At 32.7% G+C, this 21,820-nt stretch carries 20 protein-coding genes; all 20 read left to right on the top strand.

The features are described 5' to 3' along the window. Window position 1: 1 nt before the first annotated feature. The 20 genes from M030_RS0117120 to M030_RS0117025 all read left to right on the top strand — a co-directional run bounded on the left by M030_RS0117120 (window position 2) and on the right by M030_RS0117025 (window position 21,686). Window positions 2-1,180: an O-antigen polymerase gene (locus M030_RS0117120; RefSeq protein ID WP_081806353.1), complete on the top strand. Its 1,179-nt coding sequence runs from the start codon at window positions 2-4 to the stop codon at window positions 1,178-1,180. Between the two features lie 17 nt (window positions 1,181-1,197). After that, complete coding sequence (locus M030_RS0117115) at window positions 1,198-2,589, top strand: nitrous oxide reductase family maturation protein NosD (RefSeq protein ID WP_027374615.1); 1,392 nt, start codon at window positions 1,198-1,200, stop codon at window positions 2,587-2,589. Window positions 2,590-2,633: 44 nt separating this feature from the next. Further along, on the top strand, window positions 2,634-4,199 hold the full coding sequence (locus tag M030_RS0117110) for a T9SS type A sorting domain-containing protein (protein WP_027374614.1): 1,566 nt from the start codon (window positions 2,634-2,636) through the stop codon (window positions 4,197-4,199). A gap of 143 nt (window positions 4,200-4,342) precedes the next feature. Then, window positions 4,343-5,506 (top strand): glycosyltransferase, encoded by a 1,164-nt coding sequence (locus tag M030_RS0117105; protein ID WP_138143211.1) that lies wholly within the window; start codon window positions 4,343-4,345, stop codon window positions 5,504-5,506. Between the two features lie 99 nt (window positions 5,507-5,605). After that, complete coding sequence (locus M030_RS0117100) at window positions 5,606-6,751, top strand: N-acetyl sugar amidotransferase (protein WP_027374612.1); 1,146 nt, start codon at window positions 5,606-5,608, stop codon at window positions 6,749-6,751. A gap of 4 nt (window positions 6,752-6,755) precedes the next feature. Next, window positions 6,756-7,373 carry an imidazole glycerol phosphate synthase subunit HisH gene (gene hisH / locus M030_RS0117095; RefSeq protein ID WP_027374611.1) on the top strand — a complete coding sequence of 206 codons (618 nt, stop codon included), beginning with the start codon at window positions 6,756-6,758 and terminating at the stop codon, window positions 7,371-7,373. Further along, window positions 7,367-8,137, top strand: coding sequence for an AglZ/HisF2 family acetamidino modification protein (locus M030_RS0117090; protein ID WP_027374610.1), 771 nt, complete (start codon window positions 7,367-7,369; stop codon window positions 8,135-8,137). Before hisH ends, M030_RS0117090 begins: the two co-directional genes overlap by 7 nt. Window positions 8,138-8,140: 3 nt before the next feature. After that, entirely contained in the window at window positions 8,141-9,949 is a 1,809-nt protein-coding gene (gene asnB / locus M030_RS24405) for an asparagine synthase (glutamine-hydrolyzing) (RefSeq protein WP_051585138.1), read from the top strand. Between the two features lie 14 nt (window positions 9,950-9,963). Continuing rightward, window positions 9,964-10,998 (top strand): polysaccharide biosynthesis protein, encoded by a 1,035-nt coding sequence (locus M030_RS0117080; RefSeq protein WP_027374609.1) that lies wholly within the window; start codon window positions 9,964-9,966, stop codon window positions 10,996-10,998. A 5-nt stretch (window positions 10,999-11,003) separates the two neighbouring features. Continuing rightward, on the top strand, window positions 11,004-11,426 hold the full coding sequence (locus tag M030_RS0117075) for a WxcM-like domain-containing protein (RefSeq protein ID WP_027374608.1): 423 nt from the start codon (window positions 11,004-11,006) through the stop codon (window positions 11,424-11,426). Between the two features lies 1 nt (window position 11,427). Next, complete coding sequence (locus tag M030_RS0117070; protein WP_027374607.1) at window positions 11,428-12,546, top strand: NAD-dependent epimerase/dehydratase family protein; 1,119 nt, start codon at window positions 11,428-11,430, stop codon at window positions 12,544-12,546. A 332-nt stretch (window positions 12,547-12,878) separates the two neighbouring features. Further along, window positions 12,879-13,766 (top strand): O-antigen ligase family protein, encoded by an 888-nt coding sequence (locus M030_RS0117065; protein ID WP_172957709.1) that lies wholly within the window; start codon window positions 12,879-12,881, stop codon window positions 13,764-13,766. Beyond that, entirely contained in the window at window positions 13,714-14,850 is a 1,137-nt protein-coding gene (wecB, locus tag M030_RS0117060; protein WP_027374605.1) for a non-hydrolyzing UDP-N-acetylglucosamine 2-epimerase, read from the top strand. The genes M030_RS0117065 and wecB overlap by 53 nt, the downstream gene beginning before the upstream one ends. After that, window positions 14,850-16,055: a glycosyltransferase family 4 protein gene (locus M030_RS0117055; protein WP_027374604.1), complete on the top strand. Its 1,206-nt coding sequence runs from the start codon at window positions 14,850-14,852 to the stop codon at window positions 16,053-16,055. Before wecB ends, M030_RS0117055 begins: the two co-directional genes overlap by 1 nt. Next, window positions 16,056-16,949, top strand: coding sequence for an NAD-dependent epimerase/dehydratase family protein (locus M030_RS0117050; protein ID WP_027374603.1), 894 nt, complete (start codon window positions 16,056-16,058; stop codon window positions 16,947-16,949). A 3-nt stretch (window positions 16,950-16,952) separates the two neighbouring features. After that, window positions 16,953-17,915 (top strand): MraY family glycosyltransferase, encoded by a 963-nt coding sequence (locus M030_RS0117045; RefSeq protein WP_027374602.1) that lies wholly within the window; start codon window positions 16,953-16,955, stop codon window positions 17,913-17,915. Between the two features lie 19 nt (window positions 17,916-17,934). Next, entirely contained in the window at window positions 17,935-18,480 is a 546-nt protein-coding gene (gene rfbC / locus M030_RS0117040; protein WP_027374601.1) for a dTDP-4-dehydrorhamnose 3,5-epimerase, read from the top strand. 95 nt (window positions 18,481-18,575) lie between these two features. After that, window positions 18,576-19,877: a 30S ribosomal protein S12 methylthiotransferase RimO gene (gene rimO, locus M030_RS0117035; RefSeq protein WP_027374600.1), complete on the top strand. Its 1,302-nt coding sequence runs from the start codon at window positions 18,576-18,578 to the stop codon at window positions 19,875-19,877. A gap of 382 nt (window positions 19,878-20,259) precedes the next feature. Then, window positions 20,260-20,925, top strand: coding sequence for a hypothetical protein (locus M030_RS25045; protein WP_051585137.1), 666 nt, complete (start codon window positions 20,260-20,262; stop codon window positions 20,923-20,925). Between the two features lie 23 nt (window positions 20,926-20,948). Continuing rightward, window positions 20,949-21,686 carry a hypothetical protein gene (locus M030_RS0117025; protein ID WP_027374599.1) on the top strand — a complete coding sequence of 246 codons (738 nt, stop codon included), beginning with the start codon at window positions 20,949-20,951 and terminating at the stop codon, window positions 21,684-21,686. Window positions 21,687-21,820: the final 134 nt, after the last annotated feature.

The following is a 21,820-nucleotide window of genomic DNA, read 5'->3' as shown; positions in this document are numbered from 1 at the left end:
TATGTATAATACTGAAATAGATATAAAAAAAATTAAAAAAATATTTGCAATTGGTTATTGTGTGATTTTTTTGACTTTTTATTGTATTATTCCCATATTTTTTATGGGAAGCTCAGTTGATAAAAATATAAGTGAGACTTTAGGAGGCATAACTCTTTTATCTGTGTTTGGATTTCTGATGTCATTTTTTATAAATTTTTTCCCCAATCATAAACAAAAATATTTGGTTATTAATGGGGATACTTTTAGTAAATGTATATTTATTATTTATATCCTGGTTGTTTTATTAATTATAGCTACTGCAGGAGAACTGCCTATATTGGCCTCACTCAGAGGTGCTAGCCAGGAAGATCTTTTTGGGTTAAGAGAAGGATTCTTAAAAGACAGAAAAGGATTTGAAATTATTTTCAGTTATTTAATAACGATCATAGACAGTACGTTTTTCCCTTTTGTTATTGTAAGAGCTTTTTTTTACAAAAAAAAATCAAGATTTCTGTATTTATTGGTATTTGTATTATACTCTATTTCATTTTTGGAAAAGGGGTATTTTCTGAAAATTGCAATTCCTGTTTTTTTCTTTTTGTATTATAAATCAAAAAATAAAAAAACCTACTTAATTGTAAGTTGCGGAGTAATTTTAGCCTTAATCAGTTTAATGTTTCTTCTTTCAAAATTTGATGCCATTGATGCAAGCAGAGATGAGCCTTTCTTCAGTATTTATCATATTCCCACTACAATTTTTGAAGCTGTTGTATGGAGAATGGTTGCTGTTCCTGTAATTACAGCTTACCAGGGACTTGAATTGTTTTTTTCAAATGAATTTCATGGAGAGTATTTATATGGTGCAACCAGTAGTTTGTTATCTTCAATATTTGGTTTGGAACGTATTAATTTCGAAAGAGCTTTATATCAAAGTCAATTCGGGGGTAGTGAAACAGGAAATGCCAACCAATTTTATTTGATAGAGGCCTTTATCAATTATGGATATCTTGGGGTTTTCCTATTTTCATTTCTATTAGGAAAAATGGTGAAGGATATGATTAATACTAAAAATATTGCCGTAATATGTATTATTCCTTTGCTTTTTTATAATCTTTTCAGCTCAGGTCTGATAGGTAACCTCTTAAGTAATGGATATTTATTATTTTATCTGATGGTAATATATGTGAGATTTAAGTAATTTTATAAAAAATACAAATGGGAAAAATACTATTAATAATATCAATCATATTTTCTTTAAAAAATTTTTTTATTAAAAATACTGATGATGATACGAAAAACCTGCAAACATTACTTAATCAAAAGAATATTGTAGAATTTCCTGCTAATACAACATATAAGATTAATGGGACCCTATACCTGAAAAACGGACAAAAAATTCTCGGAAATCATGCAACGATTATACAAACTGCTCCGGGAAAACCTATTTTCGATTGCGTAGGTAAAAAAGATATTTCGATTTCTCAAATAAATCTAAAAGGATATGGAAATGACTATTCACCTACATCCTCATCTCCTTCAGTAGGGATATTATGTTTTGGGGCAGAAAATGTAAAAATTTGCGACAATAATTTTTATAACTTTTCGTATTCTCCTGCCTCTGGATTAAGGAAAGTAAAAAATGTATTGTTTGAAAATAATTATTGTGAAGGAATAGGATTGAATAATCCTAAATATTATCAAAAAGATGTTACAGGAATTACATTGGGTGGAGAAGATATCCGTATTTTAAATAACCGGATTACTAATAGTTCACAAGGTATTATGATTGCTGAAGGAAGCAAAAATATTACGATAAAAGATAATCAAATTTATAATTTGCCTTTAGAACATGGAATTTATGTTGATGCTTCATGTTCAGATATTATTATCGAAAATAATAAAATTACAAAAGTTAATGGATCTGGAATAAAAATACAAAATAGAAGTAAAAAGATTCCTCCGGGGATTAGTAAAAATATATTGATAAAAAATAATACTGTGTCAGATACAGGCCTAGGAGATGGTATCCTGTTTAATAATACTGAAGGTAACGAGGTATATGCAGAAAATGTAACTATTACCGGGAATATCTTAAAAAATATTGGTCAGGATGGAATTAATATTAGGTTTTCAAAAAATAGCAAGGTTTTAGATAATCAGATTCTAACGAGTAAAAGATCAGGTATCTATTTGAAAGAGAATTATAACTTGACAATATATAAAAATACAATAGAAAATATCCAGCAGAATGGAATTTTTGATGAAGGATCAGGAACTAATATCGTTATGGATAGTAATACCATTACTAATATTGGCTTAGCTGGGAATGACAAAAATGGTCTTAGTTCAGGTATATTTATTCAGTCAGGAAATAATAGACAAATTGTAAACAATTATCTGAAAGGAAACCCTAAGTATACACAGTATTCTTTATATATTCCAGATGGAGATCAAAAAACAATAATTATAAAAAATAATAAGTTTATTGGAGCGAGAGATTCAGGAGCAAGATTTTCTGAGGGAAAAGTGAAATTTAAAGAATTTACGGGCAACCAGTTTGATTCTCAGGTAAGTGGATCGAAAATATTGAATCAACCTAACCAGTAATTATTTTAAAATTGAAATAAATATAAACTGAAAAACTAAAACCTATGAAAACAAAAAATTATTTATTATCATTAATGGGAGTCCTATTTTATACAGGCTTATCCTCACAAATTGTTTATGTGGATAATACGTATGGCGAAACCAATGGAAGACTGGAATATTCACTAGCTCCTTTAGCCAACGTAATCTATGAAAGTGAAAGCATCCATCAGACTGAATATGAACCTTTTTTAGGTGTGAAAATTACTGATTTTTCGGGGAGGATTGTTGACAAAAATAACTTTAATGGATATTCTAATTTTAGACTGAGAAAATACAATGCAGAAGGAAAACTGGATCTAAGCTATGGAAACAATGGTTTGTCAGGCGCAGAATATAATTGGGGACAATATAGTAATATAAAAGCTGAAGTTTTTTATAGCAACCATAATGATGAGAATTTTATAGCAGGATTGCAATTTCCAAATGGTCTGGATCGATATCGTATAGGTAAGTTTTCTGCTGATGGAAATAGTTTGACAAGTGTAGGTTATCCATATTTCATACCTGATTCCACGTTTAAAGTTTTAAACGTTAAGGTTTTAGCAGATAATTCAGCGTACATGTATGTTGAAGGTCAGTATTTTAGATTTGGAATTATTAAGTTTAACGCAGATGGTAATTTAGATACTGCATTTAACGGAACAGGAAGAAAACTTTATACCCATACTAGACCGGGAGATTATACATCCAGTGTGACAATGGATGATAATAACAATATTTATATTACCACTTCAAACTTTAATAAAGATGAAAGAATATATGATGTTTTTATCCGAAAGTTTAATGCTGATGGTACAATAGACACTTCTTTTGGAGTTAACGGAATCTCACAGCAGGCACCGGAGCCTAACAAAGGTTTTACTGCAAAAAGTATTGCTGTAACACCAGATAATAAAATCTTAGTGCTTATGAAAGGTTACAGCCCGATAAGAAATATTTTGATGAGACTGAATAGCAATGGTACTTTAGATACAAGTTTTGGACAAAATGGATATAAAAACCTAACCGGTCTTGAAACTTTTAACAGCAGAACAATGAAGATCATCAATAATAAAATCTATCTGGTTGGAGATAATAATAAGAGTGGAACCTACAGTTATATGCCTATGATTGCTAAATTGGATATCAATGGAAATTTAGATACCTCTCTGAACAGTGTAGGTATAATGACGCAAATAATTTACAATGGTTATGATGCTAAATTTAATGATATTATATTGCAACCGACAACTAATAAACTTCTTGTTTTTGGTGATACCAATACACCGGAAGGAAAACTTGCAAGAGTTGTTTTCAGGTTAACGGATGAAAGCTTTTTGGGAATTAAGGATAATCGAAAGAAAGAAGAGGAACTAAAAATTTATCCAAATCCTGTTAAAGATGTAATTAATTTTAATAATCATTCGATGATCAAGGCAAATGAAGAATTTGCTATATATGATGTAACTGGAAATACTATTCTGAAAGGTAAAATTGATGAATCAATGAAGATTAAGGTTTCACATTTGCCAAAAGGAATTTATATAGTTAATATTCAGCAAAAAACAATTAAGTTTATAAAAGATTAACCTGCGTTTATAAATTTAAATATAAATATGAAGAATATGTAATATACGATAGTATTTTGAGAAATGTTTCAGATACCAAGGTTATATTTCAGAACCAAGCCAAGCAGGAAGATAAAGTAATGAAAATTAAATAAATATTTAAATTGGGAAATAGAAAGTCACTGTTGTTATTTGCAGACTATTTTGACGCAACGACAGCAACCCGAAGAGTGGTAAATGCCTTAAATGAAAATTTTGATGAATTAGAATTTGTTTATTGGGCCAGATTAGGATACGAAAGAGATGTTAATGAGGTAATTTTCAAAAATATTCCTAAAAAAGTATATAAAGAAACAGCACCGCCAAGGAGTCTTGGGGTATTGGTTCAGTTCGTTAAATATCAAATCTGGTTATTAAAAACGTTGTTGCAGAAAAAACCAAACATGGTTATTGCATTTACTTTTTATACAATTTTTCCTGCATTATTTTATCGTCTGTTCATTAACAGAAAAGCAAAAGTTATCTACGATCCGAGAGACTATGTTGCGGTTTCGTATCGTGTGAATATCGTCATTTCTTCAGTGATCAGATTTCTGGATAATTTATGTATGAAATTGGCAGACTTTGTCATTTTTCCAGATAAACAATATTTTTCCCATTACGGAATGTTTAAGCTTTCTGAAAACAAATATTTTGTTTTGCCCAATTCTGCAGAAGACGTATATGATCAATTGGAAAACATTGATCTCAGAGCACTCTATAATATTCCTGTTGAAAAGCCGTTGATTCCCATACTAGGTTATTTTTCTGAAACAAGAGGTAAAGACTTATTATTTAAGGCTATTCAAGATGATAATTTATCTGAATTTCATTTTGTTTTCGCAGGAGATTTAAGGGATGAAAGTGAAATTAACTTTTTGAGTAACAAAACTAATGTTACCTTCTTACCCAAGGTCCCTTACCTTCATGCACTAAAAATTATTCAAAAGTCATTGGTTGTTCCTCAGCTTTATGATCCCAAGCTATTAAACAACGTGTATGCATTCCCGACTAAGTATTTTGACTGCCTGATGGTGGGCACACCAATGATTGTGAGCCTAGGGCAAAAAGATGTATGGGAAGAAATAAAACAACATAATTTCGGTTTTGGTATAGAATATGATGATTATGATAGCTTTGTGAACATATTAAAAAAATTATCGACAAAAGAAATTGTAATTGATGAGAAACATCTTAGAACATTTTTTTTGAAGAATTATAATTACAACCTGTATAAGCTAAAATTAGCAAATGTATATAAGGAGATGTATGATAATATTCGTCTATAATTTTTGAAAATAAAATATCAGAAAACTTACAAATTGATCAAAAAAATTTAATAGAGATAGTTCTAATAATTATTTAACTTTGCAATTAAAATTCATAAAATGAGTGAAAATAGAAATCCACAAGTTTGTGTAAATTGTATCATGGATACTACAGACGAGACCATTATATTTGATGAAAAAGGTGTATGCGATTATTGTGGAAATTATTATAATAATATTTTACCAAACTGGCATCCTAATGAACAAGGGGAACAGGAAATCCAAAAGGTAATCGATAAAATAAAAGCTGAAGGTAAAGGAAAAGACTATGATTGTATCATCGGTATTTCCGGAGGTTTAGATAGTTCATATCTTGTCTATTTAGCAGTTGAAAAATGGGGCTTAAGACCGATGCTTTATCATGTAGACGCTGGTTGGAATTCCGATGTTTCTACTAATAATATTAAGAATCTTGTTGACGGTTTGGGATTAGATCTTTATACAGATGTGATCAACTGGGAAGAAATGAAAGACCTTCAGAGAGCTTTTATCAAATCTCAGGTACCAGATATCGATACTCCTCAGGATCTTGTGTTTTTCTCATCACTTTACAATTATTGTGCTAAAAACGGGATAAAATATATTTTAACGGGAGGTAACTTCTCAACCGAATGTGTAAGAGAACCGCTTCATTGGGGAGCTTATTATCAGACAGATATGAAATATGTAAATGATATTCATAAAAAATTTGGAGAAAGAAAACTAAAAACATTCCCTAGATGTGATATATTCAAATATAAAATCCAATATAGATTGATCAATGGAGTAAGAGTAGTGAAACCTCTTGACCATACAAGATTCATCAAAAAAGAAGCTGAAGATTTGTTAGAAGAAAAATTCGGGTGGCAGAGATATCAGCATAAGCACCATGAATCAAGATTCACAAGATTCTACGAAGCATTCTGGTTACCAAGAAAATTTGGATTTGATAAAAGAAAGAATCACCTGTCAAGTTTGGTTCTTACAGGGCAGCTAACAAGAGAGGCAGCTTTAGATAGAGTGTCCAGATCGGAATTACCTGAAGATGAATTAATGAAAGAGTTTGAATACGTAGCAAAAAAACTTGATTTTACAGTTGATGAGCTTTGGGGGTATTTTAATGGTCCAAACAAAACATTTAAAGACTATAAAAATAATTACAAACTGATTCAGTTGGGAACCAAAATAATGCAAATATTAGGCTTGGAAAAAAGAGCATTTAAATAACAATATGGTTACAATCATTGATTATGGCGTTGGAAATATTAACGCCTTTTTGAATATATATAAACAACTTAATATTCCGGCAAGTACAGCAAAAACAGTGGAAGATCTTAATGTTGCAACTAAACTTATTCTTCCTGGGGTAGGTCATTTTGATTACGCTATGCAGAGATTCACAGATTCAGGGATGAAAGATAAGGTGAATGATCTGGTTGTTAATAAGAAAATTCCAGTAGTGGGAGTTTGTGTGGGAATGCAAATGATGGCTAAAGGCAGTGATGAGGGAAATCTTCCTGGATTGGGATGGATAGATGCACATGTTCACAAATTTGATGCCTCGCAGGTTTCTGCTAAATTACCATTACCTCATATGGGATGGAATGATATTAAAATTGTAAAAGAAACACCGCTTCTGAAAGATTTGGAAATTGATCCCAGATATTATTTTTTGCATAGTTATTATTTCAAATGTAACAATGAAAATGATTCTATTGCAGAAACAAATTATGGAATCAACTTTACAAGTGCTGTCAATCATGACAATATTTTTGGAGCTCAATTCCATCCGGAAAAAAGCCACCATTTTGGAATTCAATTATTAAAGAACTTTGCAGAAAAATGTTAAGACCAAGAATTATACCTTGCCTTTTGGTTCATGATAAAGGATTGGTAAAAACCGAGCATTTCAAAAATCCAAGATATTTGGGAGACCCTATGAATGCGGTGAGAATTTTTAATGAAAAGGAAGTTGATGAGCTTATTATTTTAGATATTGATGCTACCGCAGAAGGAAGAGGACCTGATTTTAAAATGATTGAACATTGGGCTGAAGAATGCAGAATGCCATTGTGCTACGGAGGAGGAGTAACAACCGTCGAACAAGCACAAAGAATATTTTCTTTAGGTGTAGAAAAAATAGCATTTAGTGCAGGAGCTATTAATAATCCGGATATTATCAGAGAAATATCGGAAAAGGTAGGAAGTCAGAGTGTAGTTGTCGTACTGGATGTGAAAAAGAAATTATTCGGAGGGTACGAAGTATACACACACAACGGAAAAAAATCCACAGGAAAATCACCCTTTGAGCTTATTCAAAAATTTGAACAGCTAGGTGCCGGAGAGATCGTTATTAATTCTATTGATAAGGATGGCGAGATGAAGGGGTATGATATGAAGCTTATTGAAGCTTCGCGAAAAGAAACTACATTACCACTTACAGCCATTGGTGGTGCTGGTAAAATGGAAGATATAGGTGAACTTATTAAAAAATTTGGTATTATTGGTGCTGCAGCTGGTAGTTTATTTGTTTTTAAAGGCAAGTTAAAAGCTGTGTTAATTAACTATCCTAATTTTACAGATAAAGAAGGTCTAATTAAAAATTATTTTTAATTAATGTGCGGTATCGCTGGTCTCATACATAAAAATTCTATTCCGATATCAGAAGAGTCTCTTAAAAAAATGACAGATAAATTGTCACACAGAGGTCCTGATGCGGAAGGCTTTTTTATTCATGAAAATATAGGATTAGGTCACAGAAGACTATCCATTATTGATGTCAGCGAGGCCGCAAATCAACCTTTTATCTGGGAAGATAAGCAGGTTCTTGTTTTTAACGGCGCCATATACAACTATTTAGAAATAAGAGAAGAGCTTATACAAAATAATTATACCTTTAAAACAAATTCAGATACAGAGGTTTTAATTGCTGCTTATGATTTTTGGGGGAAATATTGTGTACAGAAATTCAATGGAATGTGGGCTTTTGCTATATTTGATTCTAAAAACAATACATTATTTTGTTCAAGAGATCGATTTGGAGTAAAACCATTCTATTATTATGTAGATGATCAAAAATTCCTCTTCGCATCAGAAATAAAGCCCATATTAGAAATTGAAAAAGTTGAAAAAGTTAATCTTAAGATTCTTTTACAATATTTGATTTTTAGCATGCCATACGAAACTAACGAAACATTCTTTGATCAAATACTAAAGTTACCCGGATCTCATAATCTTGAATATGATTTAACTACGAATACATTTGAGATCTATCGATATTATGATATTCCATATAAAGAGGAAATCAATCAATTAAATATAGATGAATCCATTGCCCTTTTTGAAAAAGAATTTGAAAATTCCGTAAAACTCAGACTTCGGTCCGATGTTAAAATAGGCTCTGCCTTAAGTGGTGGTCTGGACAGTTCTTATGTGGTTTCAATAGCTTCCAAAATTCTTAATGAGTCAAAAAAGTGTGATAATTTTACAGCTGTCACTGTAGGATCCATGGATGATGATAATGATGAAAGTGCGTTAGCCAAAGTCATTACTGATACACTCAAAGTTAACCACGATATTGTAACCCCTAAATCTGATGAGTTTGAGGATACATTTGAAGAAGTGATCATGAAACATGAAGAACCTTTTGGTGGTATTTCCGTTTACATGCAGAAATTTTTAATGAAAGAGGCAAATAAATTGGGAATTAAAGTATTTTTAGGAGGGCAAGGAGCTGATGAAGTACTGTTGGGATATAGTAAATATACTGCTGGATATTTAAGAAGCCATAGCTTATTTGGCAAAATCAAATTTTTAAAAAATGTAAGAAGCCACTATAATATTTCAATGATGAAAGCCATAGCAATTTATTTGTGTTATTCAAATACTTTTATCAATAAGCTTTTTTTTAGAATAAATGGCAGAATATTAAAAGACAAATATTACAATACAATAGATTTTTCAAAAGCTCAAAATCTTGCAAAATCATATAAAAATATATTCGAGCTTCAGAAGCACGAAATATTTTATAGTCATTTACCAGAACTTTTAAAGTGGGAAGATAAAAATTCAATGGCTTATTCGGTAGAATCCAGACTTCCTTTTTTAGATTATAAATTAATTGAAATATGCCTCTCCATCAATAACAATTATAAAATTGGGGAAGGATGGTCAAAATATATTCTTAGAAAGAATTTAGAGAAAATTTTACCAGATGAAATTGTTTATAACAAAAGAAAAATTGGGTTTGAACCTCCGATAAAATATTGGTGGCCAAGATCCGAACATATTTTAGAAGCTATAAATAACTCTAAAATTATTAAGGAAATTTCAAAAAAGAAATTTAGTTTTATAGCTGATAGAGAGTTGGAATGGAGACTTTACAATATTGCAGTTTGGGAAAGACTCTATAACATGAAAATTTAATAATAAAAACGCATATGCAGATAAAAGATAAAATACTTCTTATTACAGGAGGAACAGGTTCATTTGGAACAGCAGTCTTGAGAAAATTTATACATACAGATCATTTTAAAGAGATTCGTATTTTTTCCAGAGATGAGAAGAAGCAGGATGATATGAGAAATCAATTTAAAAGTAATAAATTGAAATTCTATATTGGTGATGTAAGAGATTTTAATAGTATAGAGCCTGCAATGAGAGGGGTAGACTATGTTTTCCATGCCGCAGCACTGAAACAGGTCCCGTCTTGCGAATTCTTTCCAATGCAGGCTGTAAAAACAAATGTGGAAGGAACACAAAATGTTATAGAAGCAGCGGCAAAAAATAAAGTTAAAAAGGTTATTTGTTTAAGTACAGATAAAGCCGCTTATCCTATTAATGCTATGGGAATCTCTAAAGCAATGATGGAAAAAGTGGCAGTAGCGGCCTCCAGAAACCTTGAAGAAACAGTGGTATGTTTGACAAGATACGGAAATGTAATGGCCTCAAGAGGATCTGTTATTCCTCTATTTATTAAACAGATTAAGGAGGGAGGAGAACTTACCATTACAGACCCTAATATGACCCGTTTTTTAATGTCTCTGGAAGAAGCAGTTGACCTTGTTTTGTTTGCATTCGAACATGGTAACTCTGGAGATCTATTTGTGAATAAAGCTCCTGCGGGAACAATTGGTGATCTGGCTCAGGCATTAAAAGAAATGTTTAAAGCAGATAATCCTGTTAAAATAATAGGTACAAGACACGGGGAAAAATTGTATGAAACCTTATGTACCCGTGAAGAAATGATCAAGGCAGAAGATATGGGAGATTTCTACAGAATCCCGGCCGATAACAGAGACTTGAATTACGCTCAATATTTCTCTGAAGGTGTGGAGGATATCTCTAAGATAGAAGATTATCATTCCCACAATACTGAACAACAGGATGTAGAAGGAATGAAAAAGCTGTTATTAAAGCTTCCGCTGATCAGAAAAGAAGTTTTAGGAGAAGATGTAATGCAATATCCCGACTAAAATACATGAATAAACCGACTATTTTTGAAGGTGGAGAATATTCTGATGAAAGAGGAAAACTCTTTTTCAATAACAATTTTGATGCATCTGAAATTAAAAGAATGTACTGTATTGAAAATGCAGATACCCAATTTATTAGAGGTTGGACAGGGCATCAGGTTGAGCAACGTTGGTTTTCTGCTCTTCAGGGAAGTTTCTTAATAAGATTAATACAAATAGACGATTGGAAATCACCATCACCAAACACAGAAATTTTAGAATTTAAATTAAATGCCGGAGGTTTGCATGTTCTTCATATCCCGAGAGGATATGCAAGTGCAATTCAGGCACTGGAAGAACAGTCCAGATTGTTGGTGATGGCAGATCATTTTTTAGGTGAAATAGCTGATGAATATCGTTTCCCTATAGAATATTTTGAAAATTTATAATATGAAAAGAATTGGAATTACAGGTCAGAATGGCTTTGTAGGATCTTATTTATATAACACTTTAGGATTAAAACCTGAGGAATTTGAAAGGATTGATTTTAAAAGAGATTTTTTTGATGATTCTGATCAGCTGGATCATTTTGTGAGCCAGTGTGATGTGATTGTACATTTGGCGGCCATGAATCGTCATCCCGATCCTGAAGTTATTTTTAATAATAATATAGAGTTAGTTAAAAATCTGATTTCTTCACTGGACAGAACCGGTTCAAAAGCTCACATCATCTTTTCCTCTTCATCACAGGAAGAAAAAGATAATTTATACGGGAAATCAAAAAAAGAAGGAAGAGAGCTTTTTTCAGAATGGGCAAAAAGATCCGGAGGTACATTCACCGGGATGATTATTCCAAATGTATTTGGGCCTTTTGGTAAGCCCAATTATAATTCCTTTATAGCAACCTTTTGCCATAAATTGACACATGGCGAAGTGCCACATATTGATAATGATAGTGAAGTGAAACTCATCTACGTAGGAGAGCTCGTACAGGAAATTATAACTCAGTTTGAAAGATCAGAAACAAAAGAGTTATATGAAGTTCCGCATACTTCTGTAAATAAAGTTTCGGAAGTTCTCGAAAAACTTAGCAATTATAAAAAACTGTACTTTGATAACGGAGAAATTCCTGAACTGACCTCTTCATTTGATTTAAATCTCTTCAATACATTCAGATGTTATTTTGATATCAAAGAACATTATCCTGTAAAATTTACTCAGCATATTGATCCTAGAGGAGCTTTTGTTGAAGTTATCCGTTTAGGTATTGGAGGTCAGTGCTCTTTTTCAACAACCGTTCCGGAAATTACAAGAGGAAATCATTTTCATACCAGAAAAATAGAAAGATTCGCAGTAATAAAAGGAAAAGCTTTAATACAGCTTAGAAAAATCGATACAGACGAAGTACTTGATTTTTATCTGGATGGGAGTGAGCCCGCTTACGTTGATATGCCAATCTGGTATACCCACAATATTAAAAATATAGGAGAAGAAGAGTTATTCACAATCTTTTGGATCAATGAGCCATTTAATCCTGAAGACGCAGATACCTATTTCCTAAATGTATAAATATGGAAATACTAAAAAAGTATAACATAGAATTTCTTTTCCTATTTTTTTTAACTTTCGGATATATTTTTGTTTACTCTTTAGCGATGCCCCTGGGAACTTCAAATAAGTATTTTGCAGTTCCTTTCCGAATGCTCATGGCATTGGTAAGCATTTATATTATTTACAAGAATTTTGATAATTTAAAAAAAAGAAAGACTACAGTATTTTTTGTTATACTTTTTTGGATATTTTACTTAATTAAGGCCATTTACAGCTTTAACAATGATACTTACCTACCCGAAGTGTTAAAAACCAAATATGAGATTTATATTCGCATTGTGTTTTCAAATATGCTTCCATACATAGCCGTTTTAAGTATCAATTTTTCAAAAGAGATTGCTGTAAAACTGAACCGGCTGATATTTAATTTTTTATTGGTTATTCTTGCTATAAGTTGTCTGTATACTATATTCGTATGGAATATTTATCACCAGTCAAGCGGTATATTCACCAGTCATTACATAAGTATGGGACACTACGGATTATCGTTGATGATCATTTCCGTATTTACTTATTTTCAAATACCACAGAAGCCACTGAAACCAACTTTGGGAATGCTATTGGGCATCTTTACCGTCATTACCTCTTCGGCAAGAAGTCCTATGCTGGCAGCATTTGTTATTTTATTTTTATTTGTAGTGTATGCAAACAAATTAAGATATTGGATCGCATTGTTGTCTACCGTACTATTATTTATTATAGGCATTTATTTTTTAATGCAGACTTCAATATCCGATTTTGGTTTTATCAAAAGAATGTATGATGCTATTTTTGAAGGAAATGCTTACGGAAGATCTTATTATCTGAGTAAAGGATTCGATGTTTTTAAAAATAATATTCTTCTTGGAGGCCGTATTTTATTTGAAGATGCAATGTATCCCCATAATGTATTTGTCGAATTATTAATGAGTATGGGCATTGTTGGAGTTATTCTCTTTTGTTTATATTTTAAGGATTTGACAAAATTTAGGGTGAAGTATATTAAGGCAAATGTTAATTATTTACCCTACTTTTTATTTTTCGTTCAGTATCTTATACTTGTTCAAACTTCTTACTGTATCTTTGCCAATATTGAATTTTGGTGCTTTTCAGCAGTAATAATATCTATAATTTTATTTTGTAATGATGAAGAAATTAAAAGTAATGACAGTCGTAGGTACGCGACCGGAAATCATTAGATTATCAAGAGTATTAACGGCTTTAGACGCTTCTGAAGCTATAGAACATATTATTGTCCACACTGGGCAGAATTACGATTACGAGCTTAATCAGATCTTCTTTGAAGATTTAGGATTAAGAAAACCAGATTATTTTTTAGAAGCGGCAGGTAAGACCGCTACAGAAACAGTAGGAAATATTCTTATTAAAATAGATCCTCTTTTGGAAAGTCTGAAACCGGATGCATTTTTAGTATTGGGAGATACCAATTCTTGCCTTTGTGCAATTCCTGCTAAGAAACGTCAGATTCCTATTTTCCATATGGAGGCCGGAAACAGATGTTTTGATCAAAGGGTGCCTGAAGAAACAAACCGTAAAATTGTAGACCATACCTCAGATATTAACCTTACATATTCTGATATTGCACGCGAATACCTTTTAAGAGAAGGACTTCCTGCAGATAGAATCATCAAAACAGGTTCACCGATGTTTGAGGTCCTGAATCACTATTTGCCACAGATTGAAAGCTCGGATGTACTTTCGCGTCTGAATCTTGAGGAAAGAAAATACTTTGTGATTTCTTCGCATCGTGAAGAGAATATCAATTCCGAAAAGAATTTTAAAGGACTGATGGAATCTTTAAATGCAATTGCTGAGAAATATCAGTATCCAATCATTGTTTCCACACACCCACGTACCAAAAATATGATTGATAAGATGCAGATTGAAATGCGTCCTGAAATTCAATTTTTAAAACCTCTGGGATTCCATGATTATAATGCATTACAGATGCGTTCATGTGCTGTGCTTTCAGATTCAGGAACTATTTCAGAGGAATCATCTATTCTTAATTTCAGAGCCTTGAATATCAGGGAAGCTCATGAAAGACCGGAAGCAATGGAAGAAGCATCAGTAATGATGGTCGGATTATCCCCCGAAAGAATTTTACAGGGACTGGCTCAGTTACAACAACAGAAAGTAGGAAAAGAAAGAAACTACAGACCCGTAGCAGATTACTCAATGCCTAATGTTTCTGAGAAGATGGTAAGAATTATTTTAAGTTATACCGATTATATAAACCGAGTAGTTTGGAGCAAAAAATAATGAAAAATCTCTGGATCGCAACCGAGCTTTTTTATCCCGAAGAAACTTCAACCTCTTTTATTTTGACCAAAATAGCAAACAGACTTTCAGGAAAATATAATGTAAAAGTCATTTGTGGTGATCCGGTATATGATAAACAAAATAGAAGTGAGAGCTTTGTTTTGAACTCCAATGTCTTTGTTCATAGAATAAAAGGTTTTGCAGGGAATAAAAATAGCCTATTAAGCAGGTCCCTGAGATTTATTTTTCTAAGTCTTTCTATCTTTTTTTATCTTTGGAAGAATGTGAAGAAAGGAGAGAAGGTTTTTATTGTGACAAATCCTGCTCCGTTAATTTTACTTATTTCAATACTTAAAAAAATTAAAAAAATTGAACTGGTTATTTTGGTACATGATGTCTTTCCGGAAAATACTATTCCTGCGGGAATTATTAAATCAGAAAAAGCATTACCATATAAACTTCTCAGAAGTATTTTTGACAAAGCATATTCAAATGCTGACGTGTTGATCACATTGGGCAGAGATATGCAGAAGGTTATTAAAGGAAAAATCAGAAAATATAATAGCACATCGAAAATTGAGATTATTGAAAACTGGGGAGATATTGAAAATATTTACCCAATGTCAAAACAAGAAGTTTTTCATGATGACTCACCTATAAAAAATAAGATTATTTTTCAGTACGCCGGAAATATAGGAAGAGTTCAGGGATTACTGGAATTATTACAGGTTATTAAAAAAGTGAATAATGAAAGATTGGTCTTTTATTTTGTAGGAGAAGGAGCTGTTAAACAAAGTATGATTGAATATGTACAGGATAATCAAATGAAAAATGTTTATTTTGACGGTGGTTATTCAAGAGAAGACCAGCTGTCTGTATTAAATAAAGCTGATGTGTCGTTTGTAAGTTTAGCACCTAAAATGTTTGGATTAGGTGTACCTTCAAAAACATACAATATCTTAGCTGCAGGAAAACCTATTTTATACATTGGTGAAAAAAACAGTGAAATTGATCTGCTTGTAAGAGAAGAAAATATAGGATATTCATTTCAACATTTTGAGAAGGAAAAACTTTTGGATTTTTTTAATTCTTTCGATGAAAATTCAATCACTGACTTAAAATTGAAGAAAGAAAAAGCAAGACAGATTGCCGAAACAAAATTTTCAGAAAAAATTATATTGAACAAATTTTATAATATTATTTAAATGAAAGTGCTATTTACAGGTGCCAATGGGTTTTTAGGAAAAAATGTAATTCCGTTGCTTCGGAAAGAAAATTTTGAGGTGAAAACTTTTGGAACTTCTCATGCGGATTATGTATTTAATATAACCAATGCCATAGCTCCATTTGAAGAAAAGTTTGATATTGTTTTTCATGCTGCAGGTAAGGCGCATTCGATTCCTCAAAATCAGGACGAAGAAAATCTCTTTTATAAGGTAAATTTTGATGGAACAAAAAACCTTTGCAACGCATTGGAGAAAAATCTTCCTGAATATTTTATTTTTATTAGTACAGTGGCTGTTTATGGGAAAGATTTTGGAGAAAATATAAAAGAGCATACGCCTTTGGAAGGATATAGTCCTTATGCTAAAAGCAAAATCATGGCTGAAGATTTTCTGATCTCGTGGTGCAAAGAAAAGAATGTGAAGCTTTTTATTTTGAGACCTTCATTAATTGCGGGACCAAATCCTCCGGGAAATCTGGGAGAAATGATCAATGCTGTGAATAATGGGAAATATGTTAATATAGCTGGAGGAACAGCTAGAAAAAGTATATTTTGGGTAGATGATTTTGCAGAGCTTGTGGTTCATATAATTGGTAAAGACGGGGGAGTTTACAATGTATGTGATAATTATAATCCAAGTTTTAAAGAAATTTCGGATAAGATTTCAGAAAAACTAAATAAGAAATCACCATTAAGTATTCCTTATTTTGTGGCAAAATCATTAGCAAAATTGGGTGATTTACTTGGAAACAAGGCTCCGATTAATTCTTTAAGATTAAGAAAAATAACAGATTCATTGACCTTCTCCAATGAAAAGGTACGAAAAGAATTAAATTTTAATCCTTCCAATGTAATGGAAAAATTTCAACTATAATTTATGGAATTTTCAATAGTAACGGTTATACTTTTTATTTCAATGTTGGTATATTTCAGAATTGCTGACAAATACAATATTATCGACAAACCCAATCACAGAAGTGCCCATACTCAGATCACCCTGAGAGGGGGAGGTATTATTTTTCCTATCGCTTTTATCATTTTTTGTATATTCAATTATAATGAGGCCATTCAGAATTACTGGTCTTTTGGATTAGGATTGTTAGCCATTTGTGGGATTAGTTTTATTGATGATGTTAAAACATTGTCAAACAAAATCAGACTTTCCGTGCACTTATTAGCCGTAATTCTTCTTTTATATTTTACGGGAGCTTTTGAGCTTATGCCTTTCTGGGCATGGCCAATGCTTTTTGTCATCATCATCGGAACGCTGAATGCCTATAATTTTATGGATGGAATTAATGGGATGACAGGAGTATACAGTCTTATTACTTTAGGCTCGTTGGCTTATATCAATAAAGATATCGTAGAATTCACAGATCAAAACTTTATTTATTATCCGATATTGGCATCACTTGTTTTTCTGTTTTTTAATTTTAGAAAAAAAGCAAAATGTTTTGCCGGTGACGTAGGAAGTATGGGAATCGGATTTTGGATCATAGGATTAATTACCCTTCTCATCATGAAAACCGGTGAGTATAAATATATATTATTACTTTCTGTCTACGGAATGGAGGTCGTCCTGACCATTATGGAAAGACTATCCTTAAAAGAAAATATTTTTGAGGCACACAGAAGACATTTATATCAGCTTTTCGCGAATGAAAAAAAAGTCTCACATTTGGTGATTAGTAGTGTTTATGCTATCATACAGGTAATTGTGAATATCTTTCTGATATATTCCGATCTTCCGGTGTGGGCTATCGTCCTGATTATTTTTATTCCGTTAGGAATTCTGTATGTAGGATTAAAAGTAAGTCTGAAAAAGCAGTACGGATTATAAAACAGAACAAAACTTTAACATGAAAATAAAAGAAACCCCCTTAAAAGATTGCTACATTATAGAACCTACCATCTTTGAAGATGAAAGAGGCTATTTCTTTGAAAAATTCAATGAGAAAAAATTTGAAGAGCTGACCGGAATGAACGGCCATTTTGTACAGGATAATATTTCCAAATCATCGTACGGCGTACTAAGAGGGTTGCATCTTCAAAAGGGAGAACATGCTCAGGCAAAACTGGTATCATGCCTTGAAGGAAGTGTTTGGGATGTGGCTGTAGATCTTCGTGAGGATTCGCCAACATTCGGAAAGTGGTTCGGTATAGAACTTACAGCAGAAAATAAAATGCAGCTTTACATCCCGAGAGGATTTGGGCATGGCTTTTCTGTTTTAAGTACCGACGCTGTATTTTCTTATAAATGTGATAATTTTTATAACAAAGAATCTGAAGGTAGTGTAAAGTTTAATGATCCGGACCTTGCAATCGACTGGAAAGTTGATGAAAAAGATGCCATACTATCAGAAAAAGATAAGAACGCCCCGGGCTTCAAAGAAAAAAACTTTTAAATATATATCTGAAAACCACTTTTGTAAGGTGGTTTTTATTTTTTAATTATTAACTCTTCAATATTTTGTATCTTTGCAGACTCAAAATCAAAAAGATGCGTACAAAATCGGTAGGGAAGAAGAAAATCAATGTGGTCACTCTTGGATGTTCCAAGAATGTTTATGATTCAGAAGTATTAATGAGCCAGCTGAAAGCCAACGGCAAAGAAGTGGTTCACGAAGACCGTGGTGATATCGTTGTAATTAATACCTGTGGATTTATTGATAATGCTAAAGAAGAATCGATCAACACCATTCTTGATTATGTAGAAGCAAAAAATAGAGGTGAGGTTGAAAAAGTATTTGTTACAGGATGTCTGTCTGAAAGATATAAGCCGGATCTGATCAAAGAAATCCCGGATGTAGACCAATATTTTGGTACAAGAGATCTTCCTGTTCTTTTAAAACACCTGGGGGCAGACTATAAACACGAGCTCGTAGGAGAGAGACTGACAACCACTCCGAAACATTACGCTTACCTTAAAATCTCTGAAGGTTGTGACAGACCATGCTCTTTCTGTGCAATCCCTCTGATGAGGGGAGGACACGTTTCCACACCTATTGAAAAACTGGTCTCCGAAGCACAAAAATTGGCTAAAAAAGGGACAAAAGAATTGATTCTTATTGCTCAGGATCTTACCTACTATGGTTTAGATATCTATAAAAAACGTGCATTAGGCGATTTATTAAAAGAACTGGTAAAAGTAGAAGGAGTAGAATGGATCCGTCTTCACTATGCTTTCCCAAGCGGTTTCCCTGAAGATGTTCTGGACATTATCCGTGAAGAACCTAAAGTTTGTAATTATATTGACATCCCTCTTCAGCATATCAATTCCGATTTGTTGAAATCAATGAAGAGAGGAACCACCCACGAGAAGACAGATGCCCTTCTGGGAAAATTCAGAGAAAAAGTTCCTGATATGGCTATCAGAACAACTTTAATTGTAGGCTATCCTGGAGAAACAGAGGAAAGATTCCAGGAACTGAAAGACTGGGTGAGAGAACAAAAATTTGACAGACTGGGATGTTTTACCTACTCACATGAAGAAAATACGACAGCCTATGTGTTGGAAGACGATATCCCTCAGGAAGTAAAAGAAGCAAGAGTAGAAGAGATCATGGAAGTACAATCTCAGATTTCCTGGGAAAAAAATCAGGAGAAAATTGGTAAAATATTCAGATGTATTTTTGATCGTAAAGAAGGAAATTATTTTATCGGTCGAACTGAGTACGATTCACCGGATGTAGATAATACAGTATTGGTTTCAGCTGAAGATACTTATATTTCTATAGGAGAGTTTGCGGAAGTTAAAATTACATCAGCTGAAGAATTTGACTTATACGGCGAATTGATATAAAGCTAATGTGCTATGAATCAAATCATACGCAAATCGCTGTAAGAATAAAATTAGTAGAATTATTAAACAAAATTAACTTAAATATTTTCTGGTGTATTTTTTTATGTTGTTGGTTTTCAATGAATTGATGCTTGCTAATGTTAAGAAAATTTAATTTTCTTTCATAAAGTATTCAAATTAGAAAATTATGTCTTAAATTTGCGCCATAAGCAATGTTTTTAAATCATGTGCTTTCAATAAGTTATTTACCAAAATGAAGCTTATATTTGATCCAAATATATTTTTATTTATATTAGCTTTATGATGTTAATCACTCATTGATTTGTTTTTTCCTTGTGAAAATATTGATGAAAAATAATGTAATTAAAATCTTTAAAAACTTATGAAAAAATTTTTATTAACAGCAACTATGCTGGTTTGCCTTTCGGCACTTTCCCAGGCTCAGCAGGGGCGTGTGGGGATTAACACGACCACACCAGCCGCAACTTTAGATGTAGTAGCGAATACTACAGATAATACAAGACCTGATGCCTTGCTAGTCCCTCGTTTAACAAGAGCTCAATTAGCAGCTAAAGATGGCGCTTATGTAACTGCACAAAATGGTGCGCTTACATTCGTGACGACGCTAGACGGTACTGCAGCTGGAAAAACAGCAAATGTTACCGCAACTGGGTTTTATTACTATGATGCTCCCAATACCGTTTGGGTAGCTGTAGGTGGAGGCGGAGGTGTTTCCAGATACGAAGGTATCAGAGGAAATGCTACTATTGTAACCAACCCTACGTATACTCTTCAGTCTACAGATAACGTTATCGTTACCAGAGCTACTACGGGTGTTGCTATTACACTTCCTTCCCTTACAAATACTCCTGCAGATATCGGGCGTATTATTAAAGTAATTAATAACAATACAACAGCAACAGCATTAACGTTTACTAACGGAGCAGGAGATACACCTCCTACCATATTAGGAAACTTAATTGTTAACCAAAACAGAGGTATTGAATTCGTTTGGACAGGAACTACTTGGTCTTCACCTCAGAAATAACCCTTTTAAAACTTAAGAATAAGATGAAAAATATATTTAATTTTTTAGCTATTGTTGCTTTTGGTTCTCTAGTAAATGCGCAGGTAAGCCTTAATAACGGAGCACAAAATGCTGCTATTAATAACTCTAACGTTGCAATCGACCTTAGTTCTGCTTTTAGTACAGAAGCTGGTGCTGGTGCAAACGTAGGAAAAGGAATTGTTGTGCCAAGTGTAGACTTGGTCAATTTCCAATTTGATACTTCTCTTGCTGATGGAAGTACTTTCCCTACTTGGTTTGATGGTATGGTTGTTTATAACAATGCAACAGGTACTACTTTAACCACAGGACAAAGATCTTCAACTGCTACTGCTGTAACTCCGGGATTCTACTATTATTATAACCCAACAGGTTCTACTACAAGTTCAGTACAGCCAGGGGTATGGAGACCGCTTGGTGGTAATGCGAATGCTGGAAAAGTGAATATCCTTCCTACTGAAACCATTACAAATACTCAGGTAAATAATGCTCAGGTATATGCAATCAAAGGAACTTTCACAGCTAGTGGTACTTCTACTGCTGTAAATATTCCGGCACCTGCAGGAATGAGTGCTATGTATGCCATCACTATTTATAAAGCGGGTACCAACACGGTTTATGACAGAAGTTTATACTCTTATACTATTGCGACTACTGCAGGTAACGCAGTTACTGGTTCTCCAAGTATGTCGGTAGTGTATCCGTCTGGTACATATGATTATGTATTAGAGTACCTTAAATAATAAATTTAATTAATTACATATAAAAACCAATGAGTTCCCTCTCATTGGTTTTTTGTTTTTATTACTGGGTAATAAAATCTGGCGGTATTGTATTTATTAATATAGTATGTGATCTACTATATTGAACGGGATAA

Source organism: Chryseobacterium sp. UNC8MFCol (assembly GCF_000482305.1).
Taxonomy (GTDB): Bacteria; Bacteroidota; Bacteroidia; order Flavobacteriales; family Weeksellaceae; genus Chryseobacterium; species Chryseobacterium indologenes.
The sequence above is the reverse complement of the archived record's forward strand: the minus strand, read 5'-3'. Positions and strand labels throughout refer to the sequence as shown.